This is a genomic window from Allonocardiopsis opalescens, assembly GCF_003002095.1.
In the GTDB taxonomy this organism is placed as follows: Bacteria; Actinomycetota; Actinomycetes; order Streptosporangiales; family Streptosporangiaceae; genus Allonocardiopsis; species Allonocardiopsis opalescens.
The window spans coordinates 325,732-344,187 of record NZ_PVZC01000002.1 but is presented as its reverse complement, the minus strand read 5'-3'; the positions used below and the strand labels follow the sequence as shown (position 1 = coordinate 344,187).

Sequence of the window (18,456 nt, the reverse complement as noted above, 5' to 3'; positions counted from 1 at the left end):
GCCCCGGTTAAGCTCAGGATGCGGGGTGCCGGCCGACCGGCCGAGGCCGGCGGGGGCGTGAGAGCCGTCCTGCCCCTGCGGCGCCGGCGGCGCCCACCCGCGCACCGCCACGTGACGAGAGAATCGGTAGCTGTGAGCCCTACTCAGACGCGTTCCCGTACGCCGGCCGTCGACCCGGCCTGCGCCGAGGCGGTCGACCTCGCCCGCTCCGCCGCGGTCGAGATCAGCCGTCCCGAGTACGTCGGCGAGCACCTCGCGCTGCGCGCCGAGGGCGACCGGGTGGTCACCCACTACTTCGACTGCGCCGATCCGGGCTACCAGGGCTGGCGCTTCGCCGTGACGGTGGCCCGGGCCGCCCGCGCGAAGGTCGTCACGGTGAGCGAGAGCGTGCTGCTCCCCGGCACCGACGCCCTGCTGGCGCCCGAGTGGGTGCCGTGGAAGGAGCGGCTGCGCCCCGGCGACCTCGGCGTCGGCGACCTGCTGCCCACCCCCGAGGACGACGACCGCCTCGCGCCCGGCTTCACCCAGGTGCCGCAGGACGACCCCGACCCGCTGCGCGCCGCCCTGGCCGCCGACGCCCCCGACCGCCAGATGCTGTGGGAGCTCGGCCTGGGCCGCCCCCGGGTGCTCTCCGCCATCGGCCGCGACGAGGCGGCGCACCGCTGGTACACCTCCGACGCGGGCCCCGACAGCCCCATCGCCGACTCCGCCCCCGGCCACTGCGCCGACTGCGGCTTCATGGTCCCGCTGGCGGGCGGCCTCCGCCAGCTCTTCGGCGTCTGCGCCAACGCCTTCGCCCCCGACGACGGCAAGGTCGTCTCCCTCGACCACGGCTGCGGCGCCCACTCCGAAGCCGTCCTCCCCGCCGTCGCCACCGAACCGCCGCCCCCGATCGTGGACGAACTGGGCTACGACATCATCCCGGCGGGCCAGGCCACGGACGAGCCGCCCGCCGAGAAGCCGGACGGGGACTGAGCCCCGCCACCATGTGAACAGCGAGACGGCCCCCGCCTCCGGAGGGAGTGGCGGGGGCCTTGTGCTGACACGTGTAGGAGCTGGGCCAGGGGCTAAGGATCTTGTGCCCGGGGAATGAAGCATGGTGCCCGTCGCCCTGGTGAGGAGAGCGCATTGGCGCCAGCTGCCGTACCCCCGTGGGGACTGACCCGGATGCGACCCTTCCCGGCCGCCGCTCCGGTCTGCTACGCGCGCATCGAACTTGATCCCGAGACCCAGACGGCCCGTTGCCTGGATGCGGCCGGGCAGGTGATCGAGGCGGGCAAGCACGGCACCAATGTGCGCCAGGACACCCATACGGAGACCCACGCCGGTCCGGACGGAGCGAACCCCGGTAGTCCCCGAACCGACACCAGCGTGGACTACGGACCCGATTGAGCGAGCGTCCTGTCCTGGTCGTCACCGAACTGCGCGATGCGACGGCCGACCTGGTGACCACCGAACTCCACCGGCGTGGGGTGCCGGTGGTGCGGCTGGATCCGGGGACCTTCCCCGCTGAGGTGGAACTGGCCGCCACCGTGGACGAGGAAGGGCTCACCGGCGCGGTCGTCACTCCCACCCGGCGCTTGGCCTTGGCGGGGGTGCGGTCGGTGTACTGGCGGCGCCCTTCTCCCTACGTCGCCGCTCAGGAGCTGACCGAGTCGGACCGGCGGTGGGTGGTGGAGCAGTCCCGGTGGGGACTGGGCGGAGTGCTCGCCAGCCTGCCGGGAGCGCTGTACGTGAACCATCCCTGGCACAATCGGCAGGCCGAACACAAGGTGGCCCAGCTCGCCGCAGCGGCACGCTGCGGGTTCGTCATCCCGAGGACCCTGGTCACGAACGACATCGTGCGGGCGCGCGTCTTCGCCCGCCGCCATCAGGTGGTGTACAAGCCGTTGTGGAACGGCGAGTACCAGGGGGACGACGGGGTGCACCGGGCGATCTGGGTCGACGAGGTCGACGCCGACATGCTGGACGAGTCGATCGGTGGCGCTCCGCACCTGCTCCAGGCGCGGGTGGACAAGCAGGCCGACATCCGCACCACCGTCGTCGGGCGCCAGGTGTTCTCGGTACGCATCGACGGGGCGCCCGGGCTGGACTGGCGTAGCGACTACCCGAGCCTGACCTATACGGCCCTGCCCACGCCCCCTCCGGTCCGGGCTGCCATCGACGCCTACCTGGACGCCTTCGGCCTGGCCTTCGGCGCGTTCGACTTCGCCCTGTGTCGAGACGGTACCTGGGTGTTCCTGGAGTGCAATCCCAACGGCCAGTGGGCCTGGATCGAGGTGGTGCGCGAGCCGATCACCACCGCGCTGGCCGACCTACTGCAGAAAGAACACACATGACCCACTCCACGACCGATGCCGCCGCCGAGCTGAGGCGGGCCCTGGCCGCCGACCTGATCGAACGGGGCGAGGTGCGCACGGGGCGATGGCGCGACGCGGTTCAGGAGGTGCCGCGCGAGGTGTTCCTGGGAGAGGCGGTCTACCGGCTGACCGAGGACGGCAGCGCCTGGCGTCCGGTCCGCCGCGACCGGCTGGGGGAACAGGAGTGGCTGGAGCTGGCCTACCAGGACGTCTCCTGGGTCACCCAGGTCGACGGGGTCGACGCGGCTGACGCCATGGGCGATGTGGTGGGCTCTCCGACCTCGTCTTCGACACTGCCGAGCCTGGTGGTGGCGATGCTGGAGGACATGGACATCGGTGCCGGGCAGCGGGTGCTGGAGATCGGCACGGGGACCGGCTACTCCACCGCGCTGCTGTGCCAGGCCCTGGGCGATGCCCGGGTCACGTCCGTCGAGGTCGACTCCGGGGTGGCCGCGGCCGCCGCCGCCGCGCTGGCGCGTGTCGGCCACCGTCCCCGGTTGCTGGTGGCCGACGGGGTGCTCGGTGATCTCGACGGACTTGCGGACGACCGTCGCTACGACCGGCTGGTGGCGACCTGCTCCTTCCGCTACCTGCCGCCGCCCTGGTTGGACCAGGTGCGTCCTGGCGGCACGATCCTGTTCACCCTGTCGGGGTGGATGCACGCCAATGCCCAAGCCCTGCTCACCGTCACCGACGACGCTTGCGCCGAGGGCCGGTTCCTGACCGGTCACCGTTCCTTCATGCTGGCCCGCCCGCATCAGCCGCCCCCGGCGGGTCCCCTGCTGTACCCGCCTGCCGGGGCGGAACGCCCCAGCGCGCTGGGCCCCGAGGTGCTGAGGGAGCCGACCGCGCGCCTTCTCGCCCAGCTCGCCGCCCCCGGCGCCGTCGCCGTTGCCACCTCCCGCGATGTGCTGCTGTGGGACATCGCCAGCGGCTCACGCACTCACGTTCAGCCCGAGGACGGCGGCTGGCGGGTCCGCCAGAGCGGTCCGGTCCGCCTGTGGGACCAGGTCGAAGACGCCATCCGGACCTGGCATGACCACGGCTCGCCTGACATCTCCCGGTTCGGCCTCACCGCCACCCCTGCTGAGCAACGCCTCTGGCTCGACTCTCCCCAGGGGCCGAGTTGGCGGCTGCCGATCTAAGCGGACGGACAACAAAAGACCCCGCCTCTCACAAGGGAGTGGCGGGGCCTCGGGCCTGCCTGGAGTCAGTGCGCGGTCTTCACGTGTTCGATGAAGCGTGCCCACTCGATTCCCAGGATCGACAGGAGTTCCTGGTCCCGGTTCTTCCGACGTGAGCTGCCTAATTTGTGAGGGGTCTAGATTTCCCGTGTGTTCTTAGTGCGATAGCCATAGCGATCTCATGCATGTCGTTGATGACGGCATCGCTGTTCATGAGTCGGAAGCGCTCCGCCTTTCCTGGGCGGTCGGCATAGGCGACTGTCGGGACTCCCATTGTCTGTGCGACCTCGATGTCGGTTGCGGAGTCGCCCACCATCAGGCAGTCGGCCGGGTCGGTGGAGAGGTGTTCGAGGGCGAGTCCGAGAAGGTGAGGATGTGGTTTCATCAGTTCTGGTGATACCCGGCTGCGCCCGAACACCGCGTCGATGAGGTCGGAGAGTCCTTCCTTTTCGAGGAAGGTCGTCACCGCCTCGGGGGCGTTGTTGCTCACGATCACGATCGGGCGGCCGGTTGTCTGGCAGGCCCGCATGAAGTCGACTGCGCCCGGGGTCGCAGACGCCTGCTTGACGGAGAGCACTTCGGCGTCGCGGAGCATCTGGTCGGATTCCGCCTGGCGCTCTGGGGCGACCGTGAACAGGTAGCGGAGTACTTCCATGGGGTCCGTCTCGGCGGCGGCCGACGTTGAGACGGGCACTCCGGCCTCACGGGACCGCGCCAGCATGTCGCGGGCGACCTGCGGCGCCGGGTATCCCGCGAAGGCGCTGCACACTGGCCCATCAAAGTCGAGCATGACCGCCCGGGCGCGACGAACCATACTTGCTTCCTCTGGGCTCATTCCGCACGCTCCCTGGAGACGTTGTCCCAGATGCTGTCGAACCACATTTGCGACTGGGCCACGTACTGCGAGCCGGTGGAGTCAGGGTCATCGTCTGCCGCGTGATGGAACAGTGTGGCGTCCCTTCCCATGAGATCGAAAATCTTCACCTTCTCGCTGTTGATCGAAACAGTGTTTTCCTTGACTGGATAGTAACCGAAGAACACCTCATCGCTATTGATGATGTAGAGCTTGAACATCGGAGCGACAGAGTAGACCCGAGTGTGTACAACAGCGCTTTGGACCAGCCCGAGGTTCTCTAGCTCCTGGACCGTGTCCTCAATACCCTGGGTATAGCGGAGCATGATCCGGTGCATCCGCTTCCTTACTTCAGGATCATCGGCGAGGGTGTCAGCGCGGACCGGCAAGCCCATCGGCGCCGATACGTCCGGAACCAGGATTCGAACCCGGATCGTCTCGGGGGTCAACCGGCCGTCGCGTACCTTGTCGACCGGTTCTTGGAGGGCCCCGTGGAGCGTCTCTCCTCCGAACCCGGCGAAGTCGATGGTCACCGCCTTGCTCGTGAAAGCTCGCTCGATGTGCGGGCGCAACCCCACCGGTCGAGAGGTTCGTTCCCGGACGAAGACTCCGCGACCTTGCTGTGAGACCACGAGGCCCTCGTCTCGCAGGAGCCGAACCGCCTGTTGCACGGTCATCCGCGCCACGCCGTACGTCTTGGCCAACTCCGAGCCAGAGGGCAGCCGGTCGCCTGGCTCAAGCTTCCGAGTCAGGATCGATGCTCTTAGAGCGCTCGCCACCTGCTGAAACGGAGGACGAGGGTCTTCGGGGTCGATGCTCATGGGTCCAGCTTACGGAAGATGCCTAGGCGACCTAGAAAGAAAAATCGCCAATCCTCTTGACCTATCTAGGTTGGCTAGGCAACCTAGATGCATAGTAGAGCGCCAACGGCTCTCAGTGTGACGTTCAGGCAAGAACCCCCGCGACGCTGCAACGTCCGGGGGTGTGGCCACCAACTGGATTGAGGAGTGGTGACAGATGGACTTTATCCATCGATTCATACGGCATGGGCGTGCCTTCGCGGCATCGGTGTGGTGTCACGGCCGACACGCCCCGAGCCTCAGGCGCCCAACGCTCGACCGGGGGCCCGTGTGGCCGCCGGCCGTCCGGCGAATGAGCGTAGGTGAGACCACCGAATGGCTCCCGCTGGACCAGTACGTCCCGCAGGGGCGTCCGGCGATGGTACGTCCCTACCTGGTCGCGCATGAGCGTGCGCAGCTGGCGGCGGGGGTGGCCCGGTGATCGCGGCGGTGCCGGGTGTGGTGGCCCCGGCCGGGGTGACGTCGATGCAGGAGTTCCCTGGTGAGCCGGAGTCGGTGCATGAGGCTCGGGACTGGTTGTACGGGGAGTTGAACGCCGAGCACGCGGGCTTGGCCGCGGTTCCGGAGAGCGTTGTGCATCTGGCGGTGCTGCTGGTGTCGGAGTTGGCGGCCAATGCGGTGCAGCACAGTGACAGTTTCCGGACCGGTGGGATGTTCGATGTGCAGCTGGAACGCCTGGAGCGGCAGTTGCGGGTGGCGGTGGCGGACGAGGGGCCCGCGGACGGTTTTCTGCCGCATGTGGTGCATGCCGATGAGGGCGATGCCGAGAGCGGGCGGGGTCTGCGGGTCGTGGCGGAGATGTCGGCCGCGCACGGATACCACTACGGGTCGGGCGGAACCACGGTCTACTTCGATCTGGCCTGGGGTGGATACGACTGCGACGACTTCTCCGTGCCCCGGCGCCTCTGACCGCCGTGTCGGCCTTGCCTGATCGGCGCCGCCCGGATTCGCCGCCGCCGTGATCTCCGGCGCGGCCCCGCAAGCGTCCCGGCCGTGAGGGTCGAGCGGCCGCCCGCCCCGAGATCTGCCCCGATGGGGCGGTACGGCCGGCAGGGGGAGGCTCCCCTTGCGGCCGGGACCACCACATGACCTGACCCATTCGCCCTCGGGCGCACCCATGCCACGGCACGGGTGCGCCCGAAGACTGGAGGACACCGCCATGCCCGCGTCCATGGTTCCGCTGGGCGAGGCCGCCCGGTTGTCGGGCCGCACCCCCCAAGCGTTGAAGGAGTTGGCCGACGCCGACGAGGTCTTCGCGGTCTTCGTCAGCGGCCACTACTGGTTCGACCCCAGCCGCCTGCCGGAGCGGCTTCCACTCCCTGAAGAACTCCAAGGGGCCCTACCCGAGCTGATGACCGCCCAAGAGGTCGCCAACCTGTTCCGCGTCCACCCCAAGACCGTCTCCAGCTGGGCCCGCCAGGGCAAGCTCACCTACATCCGCACCCTGGGCGGACACCGCCGCTACTCCGCCGACGACGTCCGCCAACTCCTCAAAGAACAGACCACCGACGACGAGCCCGACCGACCGGACCACGACGGCCGCGACGACCCGGACGGCCGGCCGGCCTGACCGTCCGCGACGCACCCGTGTGCGGCTCCGCGCGCCGGGCGTCGCCGCCGACCCGTCCGCGCGAGTCCGCTCGGACGGCCTGCGCGCTCGAATCCGCCGGTCGAGCGGCCCGGTTTCGGAGCTTTCGCCGGAATTCGTGGTGGCGGTCGGCCGGCCCGGGCCGCTCGGCCGGACGCGGCATCAGAGCAGGTGGGAACCGCTCCGGCACCCGATGTGATCACGTCCGGCGGGTGAACCCGCCGCCGCGCCGCCGCACGCACTCGCCCAACCCCCGCCCGCCCGGGGGGCGCGCCCCTTACCATTCTTGGCGAAGCCCGGCCTTCGCGCCCAGCGGAGTCGTCCGGCTGTGGATGAACGCTCCAGGCCATCCGGTCGAACTGTGGACAACCCAGCGGGACCTTGACACGAAGGTGGACGACGGCATGGACCCCTTTGGCACCGCCGGGCTGCGGCGCGATGTGCTCGCCGCCTGGGCGGCCTCCCCGGCGCGCTTCCGCGAGGACGCCAACACCGAGGAGGACTTCGCGCTCGGCGGCCACCGCGACCGCCTGATCGTGGAGCTGGCCCAGAACGCCGCTGACGCGGCCGTCCGCGCCGGGGTTCGCGGCCGCCTCCTCCTCGACTTCGACGGCGACGCCCTCACGGCCGCCAACACCGGCGCCCCGCTCGACACCGAGGGCGTCATCGCGCTCTCCACCATGCGCGCCTCGGCCAAGCGCGGCCCCGACGACTTCCGCGGCGCCCCGGCACCGGACGCGGCTCCCGCACCCGGTACGGCCCACCCCGGCGCCGACACGGGACCGGCCGACCACCCCGACGCCCCGGCGAACGGCGCGGGCCACCCTCTCGGCGCCTCCTCAAGCGCACACGGCACCACCCGCGCCGCGTCCTGGCCGCAGGCCCGCGCCACCGAGAGCGTGCACGCGCGCCTCCCGGAGGACCCGCACGCCGACGACGGTGCCGCACATGAGGGCCCGTCCGCGGCTGCGGAGGGCACCGGAAGCGTCCACACGCAGGTATCGGACGGTCCGCGACTCGAAGGCGCAGTCCGAACGGACCCGTCGGCGGTTCCGCACGACGCCGAGGGCGTGCACACGCAGGTGCCGGAGCGACCCGTGAGCGGTGCCGACGCGCGCCCGGCGCCGGCGCCTGACGCCCCCGGCCACACCACCGTCGGCCGCTACGGGGTCGGCTTCGCCGCTGTGGTCGCGGTGAGCGACGAGCCCGCGATCGCGGGGGCGGCGGGCGCCGTGCACTGGTCGCTGCGGCGCACACTCGAACTGCTGGCCGAGGTGCCCTCGCTCGCGGGCGAGCTGGCCGAGCGGCACGGGCGGGCGCCGGTGCTGCGGCTGCCCTTCGCGGGACCGGCCGAGCCGGGCGCCGACCTTGCGCCGCCGCCCGGGTACGACACCGTCGTGCGGCTGCCGCTGCGCGACGCGGCCGCCCGCGGGCTGGTGCGGCGGCTGCTGGACGAGGCCGGGCCCGCGCTGCTGCTGGCCCTGCCCGCGCTGGAAGAGGTCGAGATCAGGTCCGGCGGCCGGACGCGCGTGCTGGCCGGGCGCGCCGAGGACGAGCACGTCGTCACCTCCGTCGACGGCGCCGAGACGCGCTGGCGCCTGGCCGCCGCGAGCGGCCGCGTCAGCGGCGAACTGCTCGCCGACCGGCCGGTGGAGGAGCGGGCCCGGCCGTACTGGTACGTGCGCTGGGCGGTGCCCGTGGACGCCGAGGACGCCCCCGTGCCGCTGCCCGAGGGCGTGCCCGCCGTGCTGCACGCCCCCACCCCCAGCGACGAGCCCGTCGGCCTGCCCGCCGTGCTGCTCGCCGGGTACCCGCTGGCGCCCGACCGCAGGCACGTCGCCGAAGGGCCGCTGGCCGACATGGTCACGGAGCGGGCCGCCGACGCCTACGCCGCGCTGCTGGCCGCGCTCCCGCCGCGCCCCGCCCTGCTCAAGCTGGTCCCCGGACCGCTCGCCGAGGGCGCGCTGGACGCCCGGCTGCGCCGCGCGATCCTGGCCCGGCTGCCCGAGACGCCCTTCCTGCCCACCAGCGACGGCACCCGGCGGCAGCGCCCGGCCGACAGCGTGGCGCTGGAGACCGGCCCCGCGTCCGTCGCCGCCCTCACCGACGCCTTCCCCGGCTCCGCCGGGCTGCTGCCGCCCGACTGGCCGGTGCGCGATCCCGCCCTCACCCGGCTCGGAGTGCGCCGGATCGGCGCCGCCGACCTCGCCGACCTGCTCGCCGACCTCGACCGGCCGCCCGCCTGGTGGCGCGGACTCTACGCCGCGCTGGAGGGTGCCGACGCCGACGCGCTCGGCGCGCTGCCGGTGCCGCTGGCCGACGGACGGCTGGTGCGCGGGCCGCGCGGCGCGCTGCTGCCCGAGCCGGGCCTGGACGCGGCCGCGCTCCAACCGCTGGAGCTGCGGATCGTGCACCCCGAGGCGGCGCACCCGCTGCTCGCCCGGCTCGGCGCGCGCCCCGCCGACCCGCGTGCGGTGCTGGCCGACCCGCGCACCCGCGCCGCCGTCGAGGGCTCCCTGGACGCCGAGGACCCCGACGCGATCGCCGGGGCCGTCCTCACCCTGGCCGCCGAAGCGGGCGCCACCACCGCCGAGCACCCCTGGCTGGCCGACCTCGCGCTCACCGGCGACGACGGCGACCACTATCCGGCCGGAGACCTGCTCTTCCCCGACGCCCCGCTGCGCGAGGTCCTCGCCGACGACCACCCCTTCGGCACCGTCGACCCCGCACTGGTCGACCGCCACGGCGCCGAGGCGCTGCGTGCCGTCGGTGTGCTGTCCACCTTCAGCACCCTGCACGCCCAGGACGTGCCGCTCAGCGAACCCGACCTGCCCTTGGACGGCGCCGAGCGCTGGGCCGCCGACCTGGACGACCCCGAATCCGACGTGCCCCCGGTCATCCCCGAACTGGTCGCCGTCCGCGACCTCGACCTGATCGACCCGAGCCGCTGGGACGCGGCGCTGCGCCTGCTGGCCGAACCGCCGCTGCGCGACGCGGTGGTCCGGCCGGTGCGGGTGCTCGGCGGCGACGGCCGCGCCGTCGACCGGCCCTCCTACACCGCCTGGTGGCTGCGGCACCAGGCCAGGCTCGGCGGCCACCGCCCCGCCGACCTGCGGATGCCCGGCTCGGACCCGCTGCTGTCCGGCCTGTACGCCGAGGCGCCCGCGGGCGGCGACACCGAGCTGCTGCGGGCGCTGGGCGTCCGCACGAGCCTGGACGCGCTGCTGGCCGAACCGGCCGGGGCCGACGAACTGCTCGAACGGCTGGCCGACCCGGCGAACCTGGTCGGACGCGAGCAGCTGGTCCGGATCTGGGCCGCGCTGGCCGCCCTCGACCCCGACGCCGTCACCCCGCCGGACCGGGTCCGGGTGCTGCGCGCCGGGGCGGTCGACATCGCCGACGCCGAGGACGCGCTGGTGCTGGACGCCCCCGACCTGCTGCCGCTGCTGGGCGACCGCCCGCTCGTGGTCGTGCCCCGGCCGCTCACCGAGCGGATCGCCGACGTGCTCGACCTCGAACTGGCGGGCGAGGCGGTACCCGCCGCGGTGCGCTCGATCGGCGAGCCCGCCGACGTCCCCGACGTGGTGGACCTGGTGCTCCCCGACGCCCCCACCGCCTACCTCGACCATGACGACCTGATCGTGGACGGCACCTCGGTGACCTGGCGCTACACCGACGACGAGGTGCACGCCGCCACCCTGGGCGGCCTCGCCCGCGGCCTGGCCTGGGCGTCGGGCCACTGGCCGCTGCGCCACCTGCTGGAGGCCGTGCTCACCGAACCCGAGCGCGCCGCCGAACTGCTGGCCGAGGCGGCGCTGGACGACTGACGGGCTGCGGCGGTGGGCCGGGCGCACGCCATGGAGTGGCGGCGCCGCGTCCGGTCAACCGCCCGCTTCGGGCGGGCGCCGGTCACTCCGGCCGCTCTGGACCCGGTGCTCGACCTCCAGCCCCAGGACCAGGCTGTCCAGCTCGTCGACCTTGCGGCTCATCTCGTCCACGATCCGCCGCAGCTCACGCCGCTGGTCGCGCCGGGAGCGCCGGTCGTCGGGCGGCGGCCGCTCGGCCTCGCGCGTCACCCGCTGGTAGGACGCCTCGATGTCCTCGAAGTGGCGCCGGATGTGGTCCGCCCGTTCGGACAGCCCCCTGCCTCCGGCGCTGAGCCACCCGCGCAGCGGCCCCAGCCGGGCGGCCAGGAACGTGCAGTGGTCGTGCGCGTGTGCGGCCTGCCGCTGGAACGTTCGGAGATAGCGCCCATCGCGATCCGAGAACACGCGGCCATCGTCCCGTATCGGACTTTCCGGCGCCAGATCGCGGCGGCTCCGACCGCCGCCGTCACGGCCGCTCCGCCGCGAACACGAGCATGTTGCGCCGGACGCCGCCGATTTCCTGGTGGCCGTGGAGCAGTCCTTCCCTGAGGTATCCGCACGCCTCGGCGACCCGGATGGACGCCTCGTTCCAGGGCTCGATGTACAGCTCGACGCGGCGCAGGGTCGGCAGGGACCAGGCGAAGGCCGTCAGCGCGGCCAGCGCGTCGCGTGCGGCGCCGCGCCCCCGATGGGCGGGGGAGACCGAGTAGCCCGCCGTCGCGCGGCCCGGCGGGTTCCCCGGCCACAGGCCGATCGCGCCGACCGCCGTGCCGCTCTCCGCGTCGGCGATCGCGAAGGAGAAGCCGACGCCCTGGCTGTGGCGTCTTCGCTGCCGACGCGTCCAGGCCAGGGCCTGCCGCTTCGTCGGGTTCGCGGGCAGGCTGCCGATGAGCGGCACGTACGGATCCGTCGCCAGTTCGACGGCGAGGTGCACGTCGTGGTCGGTGAATGCGCGCAGCACCACGGAGCCGTGCGCGGGCGGCACCGCGGGCCACGGCGGCAGCCGGTGGGCCATGAGCCGGTCCTCCCGGTGCGGCTAGGAGATGTGGGCCTTGGCGTCGTCGTAACCGGCGGCCGCGGGCGGCTCCGCCGGGGCGTACATGAGGTTCAGCACACCGGTGGCGAAGGTCTCGGCCGAGACCAGCCGCAGCGGGACCGGGGTGTCGCCCTCGTCGAACAGCCGCATGCCGCCGCGGACGGCGATGGGGTGCACCAGCAGGTGCAGTTCGTCGATCAGCGACGCGGCCAGCAGCTGGCGGACGACCGAGACGGAGCCCGGGATGGCGATCCGGCCGCCCGCCTCGCTCTTCAGGGCGGTGACGCTCTCGACCAGCTCGCCGCCGAGCTGCTCGGAGTTGCGCCAGTCGAATTCGAGCCGCTGGTGTGAGACGACGATCTTGCGGGCGTCGCCGAACTTCTTGGCGAAGGGGGCGTCCTCCCCTCCGGCCGCCTCGCGCTCGGGCCAGGCGCCCGCGAAGCTGTCGTAGGTCCTGCGCCCCAGCAGCAGGGTGTCGACCGAGCCGACCACCGCGTCGACGGAGGCGCCCATCTCGTCGTTGAAGTACGGGAAGTGCCACTCGTGCGGGTCCTGGACCACGCCGTCCAGCGAGATGAAGAGGCTTGCGGTGATCGTCCTCATGGCGGGTCCTTCCCTAGAGGCGGCGGCGGGACCGGTGCGTCCGGCCGGGTGAGCATCCTGGCGCACGCCACCGACAGTCTCGGACGCGGCCTAGACCGGCACCGTCAGGAAGCCGTCGGCGATCAGGGCGCGCAGCACGGGCGGGGTGCGGCGGGCGACCTCGGCGGGGTCGGCGCCGGTGAGCTCGGCGATCGCGGCCAGCAGGGGTTCGAGCGGGATGGTGCCGTCGCAGACCCCGGCCAGGGCCGCCTCCACCGTGCCGACCTGCGCGGCGCGGCCCAGGCGGCCGGTCTGGCGGAGCACGATGCGCTCGGGGTCGTCGGCGCCCGGCGGACCGGTCTGCTCCTGTACGACGCCGGGCGCCAGGGCGAGGGCGGTCCGCAGCAGCCGCTCGTCGTCGAGGGCACGCGCGGCGGCGAAGCCGTCGAACAGCTCGGGCAGGTAGCGGCCGACCGGCTGCTCGACCTGCTGGGGCAGCTCCTCGACGCGCACCTCGGGCCGGTCGGACCCGCTCGCGCGCAGCACGATCCAGCCGTAGCCGATCCCGGCCACCTTCTGCCGCTCGAACCAGTCCAGCCAGGCGTCATAGCGGCGGGTGCGCTCGGGCCCGGGCGGCTCGACGGAGTCGCCCAGCCACAGCTCCACGTACTCGGCCGGGTCCTGCACGTCGCGCTGCACCACCCAGGCGTCGCAGCCGGACGCCGTGGCCCAGCCCGCGACCCGCTCGGTCCAGTCCTCGCCGTCGACGTGCAGCCAGTTGGCGAGCAGCTGGCACCAGCCGCCGGGCGCCAGGTGGCGGGGCGCCGAGCGGACCAGTTCGGCGATCAGCCCGTCGCCCTCGTAGGCGTTCTCCCGGTAGGCCAGCCGGGCGCCGCCGGGGGAGATGACGAAGGGCGGATTGGCGGCGATCAGGTCGAACTCCTCGCCCGCGACCGGCTCGAACAGCGACCCGGCCCGCAGGTCGACGCCGCTCCGCCCCGACAGTGCGAAGCTCAGCTCGGCCAGCCGCAGCGCCCGGGGGTTGCTGTCGGTGGCGACCACCTCGGCGCAGTGCTCGGCGAGCTGCAGCGCCTGCACGCCGCAGCCGGTGCCCAGGTCGAGCGCGCGGCCCACCGGGGTGCGCACGGTGAGCGCGGCCAGCCCGGCCGAGGCGCTGCCCGCGCGCACGACGTGGTCGGGGCCGGGCGGCGGGTCGCCGGGCCGCGCGGCCAGGTCGGCGACCAGGTAGACCTCGGCCGCGTCGGTCTCCCACGGCCGGATGCCGACCGCCGCGCGCACCAGCGGCGCCGAGCGCTCACCCGTGCCCGCGTCGCGCAGCAGCCCGGCGGCGATCAGTTCGGGGACGGGTAGCAGCGGCTCCAGCCGGGCGCACTCCACCGGTACCTGGAGCCACCACAGCCGCACCAGCTCGGCCAGCGGGCCGCCGTCGGCGGTGGCGCGCAGCGCCGGCACCACCTGCTCACGTGCCAGCGCCGCCCCCGCCACCGGCCCGAGGAGCTCGCGCACCCCCGCCACGGTGTATCCGGTACCGGTCAGCGCCGTGCGCAGCCGCTCGACGGCGGCGGGTTCCAGGAGCACGGGCCCATCATCGCGCAGTCCGGCGCGCTCGGCGCTCGGCACGCCGACGGCGGCCGGAGGGAAACGGCGGGGCGGCTGAGGCGCGGCGGCGAGGACGCTTCGGCCGTCCGAATGCGGTACTGGTCCGCGAACGGTGCTGGCCTGTTCGGGTCAGCGCCGTCCACTCGGAACGGGCCACGCCTAGCCTTTGTCTCCCCGTCTCCTCTTCAGTTTTCCAACGGCCGAATCCGGGAGAGCCCTGTGATTTCACCTGACCCGTCTGATCGCTCCGACAAGGGCGTGCTGATAGCGATCATCACGGCCGCCGCGACCATTCTCGCGGCGGCGCTGACAGGAGCAGCCGGAATCGCGACCGGTTACCTGAGCGTGAGCACCACGCCCTCGGCGGGATCGGATCAGCCGCGACCGGTGGCCACGGTGACCGTCACCGTGAGCGCCTTACCCGCGGCGACCCTCGGCGCCGGTGCCGGCACCTCGCCGGACGGGCTGGCCACCCCGCCGGCCGCCGAACCCGAACCGCGCATCTATGCCGCTCCGGACCAGGGCGTCGAGGGCGGGGTGGTGACGATCACCGGAGAGAACTTCGAGCCTGACGAGCGGATCGAATTGAGCTGGTGCACAGGCGACACACTGCGAACCCTTGACGCCGACTCGACCGGTAGCTTCGAAACCGAGATCACGATTCCGGACAGTCTCAGCTGCGACGTCACGGCTCGCGGTACCGAATCGGACCGGACCACGTTCTTCATCAACGTCGTAAACGAATGAGCGCATTTCTTGATCGACCGGCGCGCCGGGCTCAGTCCTGCGTCGCGCCACCCGCGCCGGACTCGGCCTCGCCCTGTCCACCACGCCGACGCGCCAGCAGCATCGCGCCCGCGCCGCCGGTCAGCGCGGCCACGGCGGCACCGATGAGGCCCGCCAGCTGCACGCCCGTGGTGGGCAGCGCGCCGGTGCCCTCGGCGTCGTCCTCGGGCGGCGGGGCGGCCGAGGGGGTGGGCGACGGGGCCGCGGGCTCGGTGGCGGTGCCGGTGGGCGAGGGGGCCGGGGCCGGGTCGGTGGGGTCAGCGGTCTCCGTGGGCAGCGGGGTGGGCTCGCCGCCGACAGCGGCCAGGCTGTGCACGTTCACGAAGCCGACCTGGACGTCCTCGGTGTAGGCGTAGACGGTGTCGCCGCCGTCCACCTCGATGACCGACTCGTCCAGCCGGATCTCCAGCCAGGCGTTGGCGGTGGTCGCGGCGGGCCCGACGGCCGGGCCGCCGTCGGCGTCCAGCCGGTTGAGTATCCGCTCGGCGGTGATGGTGGCGTCGTACTGGTAGGTGACGCCGTCCTCGGCGAAGCGCTCGACCACGACCTCGCGGTCGGAGGGCTGCCCGCTCAGGTCGAGTTCGACGCCGTAGGCGCTCACCTCGCCGACCTCCAGCTCGACGGTGGCGCCGAGTTCGGCCGACCAGGAGGCGGCGGACTCCACCGAGGAGACGGAGACCGCGTTCGTGCCGGAGACCTCCTCGCGGGCCCGCGCCAGCGCCTCGGGCGCGCTCGCGGCCGCGGCGTCGTCGGGAGCGGCCACGGTCAGCTCGCGCACGGACGCCTCGGCGGTGAGAGCGTCGCCGGTGCGGTGCACCCGGGCCTCGCCCTCGGCGGTGACGAAGTCCGACAGGCCGTCGGGGTCGGCGGTGAAGTCGGCGGCCGCCTCGGCGCCGTTCTCGTCGGTGTTCAGATTGCCCACCGGGGCGTAGCCGCCGTCGATCGAGTTCAGCACGAGCAGCTGCGCGCTGGCGTAGTGCTCGCCCACGGGCGGGGCGTCGGCCGCGGCCGGGGCGGCCAGGACGGCGGGCGCGGTCGCCAGGGCGAGCAGCGCGGCGGCGGCCCGGACGGGCCCGCGGCGCCGCGGCGACCGGTGTGGAGGCATGCGTTCCGCCCTCGGAGTCGTTGATCCCGCGTACGCGCGGCCACCGCTCAGCGGGAGGGGGTGTCCGTTCGCGGGCGGCTCGCGAACGGCCGCCACGCGGGTGCCCGGCATGATCGGTGGGGCACAGGAGGAACATACACGATCGTCATCGGACAAGTTATCCGGAAGCGCGACAAAGATAACCCGACGTGCCGCCAGGGTGGCGGAACGTCACCGGTCCCCGGACAGGGGCATGGCGGGACGGGCGCGGCCCGTCGCGGGCCGGCTCAGCCCGACGCGGACCTGCGCGCCCGCTCGCCGTCCGGCGCGGTGCCGGGAACGGGCCCGCCCGCCGGGTCGGGGGCGGCGCCGTCGAGCGCCTGCCCGGCGCGGCGCCGCTCGGCCTCGCGGCGGGCCCGGCGGGCGCGGCCGCGCTCCTCGGCCTCGGCGCGCTTGCGGTGCAGGCGGGGGATGTACAGGATCGCGAACAGGCCGAGGGCCAGGCCGGTGACGCACACCCAGATCCACCAGCGGTCCTGCTCGGCCAGGGAGTCGCCGCGCAGCAGCAGCACCACCAGGGCGGCGGCCCATGCCAGCGAGCCGAGCACGGCGGGAAGCCGGTCGTCGGTCTGCATCGGGGCCGGTTCGGGCCGCTGCGGTCTGCGCACCCTCCCAGGCTACGGGATGCGCCCGCCGCGCCTCGGGCTCCGGCGCGCTCAGCCCGTGCGCACGGCCCCGGCGCGAGGGGCGTATCCGCAGCTCCGTGCCATGACGTATGTCGGATCGCCGCGACATCGTGATGGCTCCTGTGCTTTCTCCGGGCCGCCGGGCATGGCACCCTCGTCGGCGTGAACGCCACCCCGAGCGAACCCGCTCCCGACAGCGGCCGGCCCCCCGCCGAGGCGGGCGCGGCCGCGCCGACCGCCCCAGCGCCCGGCGGCCCGCTCGCTCTGCTTGCTTGGGCCGACCGCTACTTCCGGCTGACCGAGCGCGGCTCCACCTGGAGCGCCGAGCTGCGCGGCGGGCTGGCCACCTTCTTCGCGATGTCCTACATCGTGGTGCTCAACCCGATCATCCTGTCCCAGGCGCCCGACGCCACCGGCTCCTTCATCGGCGGCACCACCGCGTCCGGCGAGGGCGTGCCGATGGTGGCGGCGGCAACCGCCCTGGTCGCCGGGCTGCTCACGATCGTGATGGGCGTCGTCGGCCGCTTCCCGGTGGCGATCGCGGCCGGGCTCGGCCTCAACGCCGTGGTCGCCTTCGGGCTGGCCTCCCAGATGACCTGGGCCGACGCCATGGGCATCGTGGTGATCGAGGGCGTCATCATCCTGATCCTGGTGCTCACCGGCTTCCGCACCGCGGTGTTCCGTGCCATCCCCGGCGAGCTGAAGGTCGCCATCGGCGCCGGGATCGGGCTGTTCATCACCCTGATCGGGCTGGTCAACGCCGGGTTCATCAGCCGGGTGCCCGACAGCGTCGGCCCTGACGGGGAGCTGATCAGCAGCGGCACCGTGCCGGTGCAGCTGGGCCCGCTGGGCGGCGGCGGCGAGCTGAACGGCTGGCCGCTGCTGGTGTTCGTCGTCGGGGTGCTGCTCACCGCCGTGCTGATGGCCCGCAGGGTCAAGGGCGCCATCCTGATCGGGATCGTGGCCGCCACCGTGCTGGCCGTCGCCGTGCAGGCGCTCACCGGCACCCGGCCGGGCACCGAGGACGCCTACGGCTGGCAGCTGAACGTGCCCGAGCTGCCCGAGCAGATCGTCCGGCTGCCCGACCTCGGCCTGCTCGGCCAGTTCAACCTGCTGGGCGGCTACCAGGAGGTCGGCGCGGTCGCCCTGGTGCTGCTGGTCTTCACCCTCATGCTGGCCGACTTCTTCGACACGATGGGCACCGTCGTCGGCATCGGCCGCGAGGGCGGGCTGCTCGACGCCGAGGGCAATGTGCCCAATGTGCGCGCCGTGCTGGGGGTCGACTCCGTCGCCGCCGCCGTGGGCGGCATGGCGTCGGTCTCCTCCAACACCGCCTACGTCGAGTCGGCGGCGGGCGTCGGCGAGGGGGCGCGGACCGGGATCGCCAACCTGGTGACCGGCGTGCTCTTCCTGCTCGCCATGTTCTTCACCCCGCTGGTCGAGGTGGTGCCCTCGGAGGCGGCCGCGCCCGCGCTGGTCGTCGTCGGCTTCCTGATGCTCAGCCAGATCCGGTCCATCGACTTCTCCGACGTCGGCATCGGCATCCCCGCCTTCCTGACCGTGGTGCTGATGCCCTTCACGTACTCGATCGCGGCCGGGATCGGCGCCGGCTTCGTCAGCTTCGTGGTGATCCGCGCCTGCCAGGGGCGGGCCCGTGACGTGCACCCGCTGATGTGGGTGGTGGCCGCGCTCTTCGTGGTCTTCTTCGGCATCGAGCCGATCCAGACCCTGCTCGGCGTCGGCTGAGCCGCGCCTCGGCGTTCGCGACACGGTGCCCCGGGCCGCTCGGCCCGGGGCACCGCCGCGTCCGGGCCCGGCCGGATCGCTGTGACGACTCTCACGGCGCGCGCCGGTTTACCGGCCGGAATTCGAGCCGATCCTGATATCGTTAGCAAAAGTAATGACCCAGACTAACGAATCGGCACGGAGTGCCCCAACAGAACTCGACCAT

General features: G+C 73.1%; 18 protein-coding genes. 10 read left to right on the top strand and 8 right to left on the bottom strand.

Annotated features, from left to right (window positions below; genetic code table 11):
* The first annotated feature begins 132 nt into the window (after positions 1–132).
* The 4 genes from CLV72_RS08225 to tgmC all read left to right on the top strand — a co-directional run bounded on the left by CLV72_RS08225 (position 133) and on the right by tgmC (position 3,505).
* Positions 133–975, top strand: coding sequence for a DUF3027 domain-containing protein (locus CLV72_RS08225; RefSeq protein WP_245929998.1), 843 nt, complete (start codon positions 133–135; stop codon positions 973–975).
* 114 nt (positions 976–1,089) lie between these two features.
* Positions 1,090–1,392: a putative ATP-grasp-modified RiPP gene (gene tgmA / locus CLV72_RS08220; RefSeq protein ID WP_106242442.1), complete on the top strand. Its 303-nt coding sequence runs from the start codon at positions 1,090–1,092 to the stop codon at positions 1,390–1,392.
* The gene (gene tgmB / locus CLV72_RS08215) at positions 1,389–2,339 is read left to right on the top strand and encodes an ATP-grasp ribosomal peptide maturase (RefSeq protein ID WP_106242439.1); all 951 of its coding nucleotides are present in this window, start codon (positions 1,389–1,391) and stop codon (positions 2,337–2,339) included. Before tgmA ends, tgmB begins: the two co-directional genes overlap by 4 nt.
* Positions 2,336–3,505: an ATP-grasp peptide maturase system methyltransferase gene (tgmC, locus tag CLV72_RS08210; protein WP_106242435.1), complete on the top strand. Its 1,170-nt coding sequence runs from the start codon at positions 2,336–2,338 to the stop codon at positions 3,503–3,505. The genes tgmB and tgmC overlap by 4 nt, the downstream gene beginning before the upstream one ends.
* 160 nt (positions 3,506–3,665) lie before the next feature.
* On the opposite strand, the gene CLV72_RS08205 is transcribed toward tgmC, so the two are convergent.
* The gene (locus CLV72_RS08205; RefSeq protein ID WP_106242432.1) at positions 3,666–4,379 is read right to left on the bottom strand and encodes an HAD family hydrolase; all 714 of its coding nucleotides are present in this window, start codon (positions 4,377–4,379) and stop codon (positions 3,666–3,668) included.
* The gene (locus CLV72_RS08200) at positions 4,376–5,218 is read right to left on the bottom strand and encodes a GntR family transcriptional regulator (RefSeq protein WP_106242429.1); all 843 of its coding nucleotides are present in this window, start codon (positions 5,216–5,218) and stop codon (positions 4,376–4,378) included. Before CLV72_RS08200 ends, CLV72_RS08205 begins: the two co-directional genes overlap by 4 nt.
* A gap of 331 nt (positions 5,219–5,549) precedes the next feature.
* On the opposite strand from CLV72_RS08200, the gene CLV72_RS33590 reads away from it, so the two are divergent.
* From CLV72_RS33590 to CLV72_RS33140, 4 genes are all read left to right on the top strand, one after another.
* On the top strand, positions 5,550–5,678 hold the full coding sequence (locus CLV72_RS33590; RefSeq protein ID WP_281262398.1) for a hypothetical protein: 129 nt from the start codon (positions 5,550–5,552) through the stop codon (positions 5,676–5,678).
* Entirely contained in the window at positions 5,675–6,166 is a 492-nt protein-coding gene (locus tag CLV72_RS08190; protein ID WP_106242423.1) for an ATP-binding protein, read from the top strand. The genes CLV72_RS33590 and CLV72_RS08190 overlap by 4 nt, the downstream gene beginning before the upstream one ends.
* Before the next feature lie 250 nt (positions 6,167–6,416).
* Positions 6,417–6,827: a BldC family transcriptional regulator gene (locus CLV72_RS33890; protein ID WP_425428049.1), complete on the top strand. Its 411-nt coding sequence runs from the start codon at positions 6,417–6,419 to the stop codon at positions 6,825–6,827.
* 422 nt (positions 6,828–7,249) lie between these two features.
* Positions 7,250–10,672 carry a hypothetical protein gene (locus CLV72_RS33140; protein ID WP_245929995.1) on the top strand — a complete coding sequence of 1,141 codons (3,423 nt, stop codon included), beginning with the start codon at positions 7,250–7,252 and terminating at the stop codon, positions 10,670–10,672.
* Between the two features lie 54 nt (positions 10,673–10,726).
* Here the strand turns inward: CLV72_RS33140 and CLV72_RS08175 are convergent, their stop codons facing one another.
* The 4 genes from CLV72_RS08175 to CLV72_RS08160 form a co-directional block, all read right to left on the bottom strand.
* Complete coding sequence (locus CLV72_RS08175) at positions 10,727–11,116, bottom strand: hypothetical protein (RefSeq protein WP_106242420.1); 390 nt, start codon at positions 11,114–11,116, stop codon at positions 10,727–10,729.
* A gap of 61 nt (positions 11,117–11,177) precedes the next feature.
* Positions 11,178–11,726 (bottom strand): GNAT family N-acetyltransferase, encoded by a 549-nt coding sequence (locus CLV72_RS08170; protein ID WP_106242417.1) that lies wholly within the window; start codon positions 11,724–11,726, stop codon positions 11,178–11,180.
* A 21-nt stretch (positions 11,727–11,747) separates the two neighbouring features.
* The gene (locus CLV72_RS08165) at positions 11,748–12,350 is read right to left on the bottom strand and encodes a dihydrofolate reductase family protein (protein ID WP_106242415.1); all 603 of its coding nucleotides are present in this window, start codon (positions 12,348–12,350) and stop codon (positions 11,748–11,750) included.
* 90 nt (positions 12,351–12,440) lie between these two features.
* Entirely contained in the window at positions 12,441–13,928 is a 1,488-nt protein-coding gene (locus CLV72_RS08160) for a DUF7059 domain-containing protein (protein WP_211302774.1), read from the bottom strand.
* Positions 13,929–14,168: 240 nt separating this feature from the next.
* Here CLV72_RS08160 and CLV72_RS08155 point away from each other — a divergent pair, with 240 nt between their 5' ends.
* Positions 14,169–14,696 carry a hypothetical protein gene (locus CLV72_RS08155; protein WP_146159384.1) on the top strand — a complete coding sequence of 176 codons (528 nt, stop codon included), beginning with the start codon at positions 14,169–14,171 and terminating at the stop codon, positions 14,694–14,696.
* A 31-nt stretch (positions 14,697–14,727) separates the two neighbouring features.
* On the opposite strand, the gene CLV72_RS32085 is transcribed toward CLV72_RS08155, so the two are convergent.
* Both CLV72_RS32085 and CLV72_RS08145 read right to left on the bottom strand, forming a co-directional pair.
* Positions 14,728–15,840, bottom strand: a complete 1,113-nt coding sequence (locus CLV72_RS32085) for a hypothetical protein (protein WP_170140916.1) — start codon at positions 15,838–15,840, stop codon at positions 14,728–14,730.
* Positions 15,841–16,106: 266 nt separating this feature from the next.
* Positions 16,107–16,487, bottom strand: coding sequence for a DUF2530 domain-containing protein (locus CLV72_RS08145; RefSeq protein WP_106242410.1), 381 nt, complete (start codon positions 16,485–16,487; stop codon positions 16,107–16,109).
* A 180-nt stretch (positions 16,488–16,667) separates the two neighbouring features.
* On the opposite strand from CLV72_RS08145, the gene CLV72_RS08140 reads away from it, so the two are divergent.
* Positions 16,668–18,251: an NCS2 family permease gene (locus tag CLV72_RS08140; RefSeq protein WP_106242407.1), complete on the top strand. Its 1,584-nt coding sequence runs from the start codon at positions 16,668–16,670 to the stop codon at positions 18,249–18,251.
* The last annotated feature ends 205 nt before the right edge of the window (positions 18,252–18,456 follow it).

Excerpts from the sequence above, each read along its gene's own strand:
- tgmA (WP_106242442.1), top strand. The coding sequence starts at position 1,090 with ATGAAGCATGGTGCCCGTCGCCCTGGTGAGGAGAGCGCATTGGCGCCA.
- CLV72_RS33140 (WP_245929995.1), top strand. The coding sequence starts at position 7,250 with ATGGACCCCTTTGGCACCGCCGGGCTGCGGCGCGATGTGCTCGCCGCC.
- CLV72_RS08170 (WP_106242417.1), bottom strand. The coding sequence starts at position 11,726 with ATGGCCCACCGGCTGCCGCCGTGGCCCGCGGTGCCGCCCGCGCACGGC.
- CLV72_RS33890 (WP_425428049.1), top strand. The coding sequence starts at position 6,417 with ATGCCCGCGTCCATGGTTCCGCTGGGCGAGGCCGCCCGGTTGTCGGGC.
- CLV72_RS08200 (WP_106242429.1), bottom strand. The coding sequence starts at position 5,218 with ATGAGCATCGACCCCGAAGACCCTCGTCCTCCGTTTCAGCAGGTGGCG.
- CLV72_RS32085 (WP_170140916.1), bottom strand. The coding sequence starts at position 15,840 with ATGCCTCCACACCGGTCGCCGCGGCGCCGCGGGCCCGTCCGGGCCGCC.
- CLV72_RS08205 (WP_106242432.1), bottom strand. The coding sequence starts at position 4,379 with ATGAGCCCAGAGGAAGCAAGTATGGTTCGTCGCGCCCGGGCGGTCATG.
- CLV72_RS33590 (WP_281262398.1), top strand. The coding sequence starts at position 5,550 with ATGAGCGTAGGTGAGACCACCGAATGGCTCCCGCTGGACCAGTACGTC.
- CLV72_RS08165 (WP_106242415.1), bottom strand. The coding sequence starts at position 12,350 with ATGAGGACGATCACCGCAAGCCTCTTCATCTCGCTGGACGGCGTGGTC.
- tgmC (WP_106242435.1), top strand. The coding sequence starts at position 2,336 with ATGACCCACTCCACGACCGATGCCGCCGCCGAGCTGAGGCGGGCCCTG.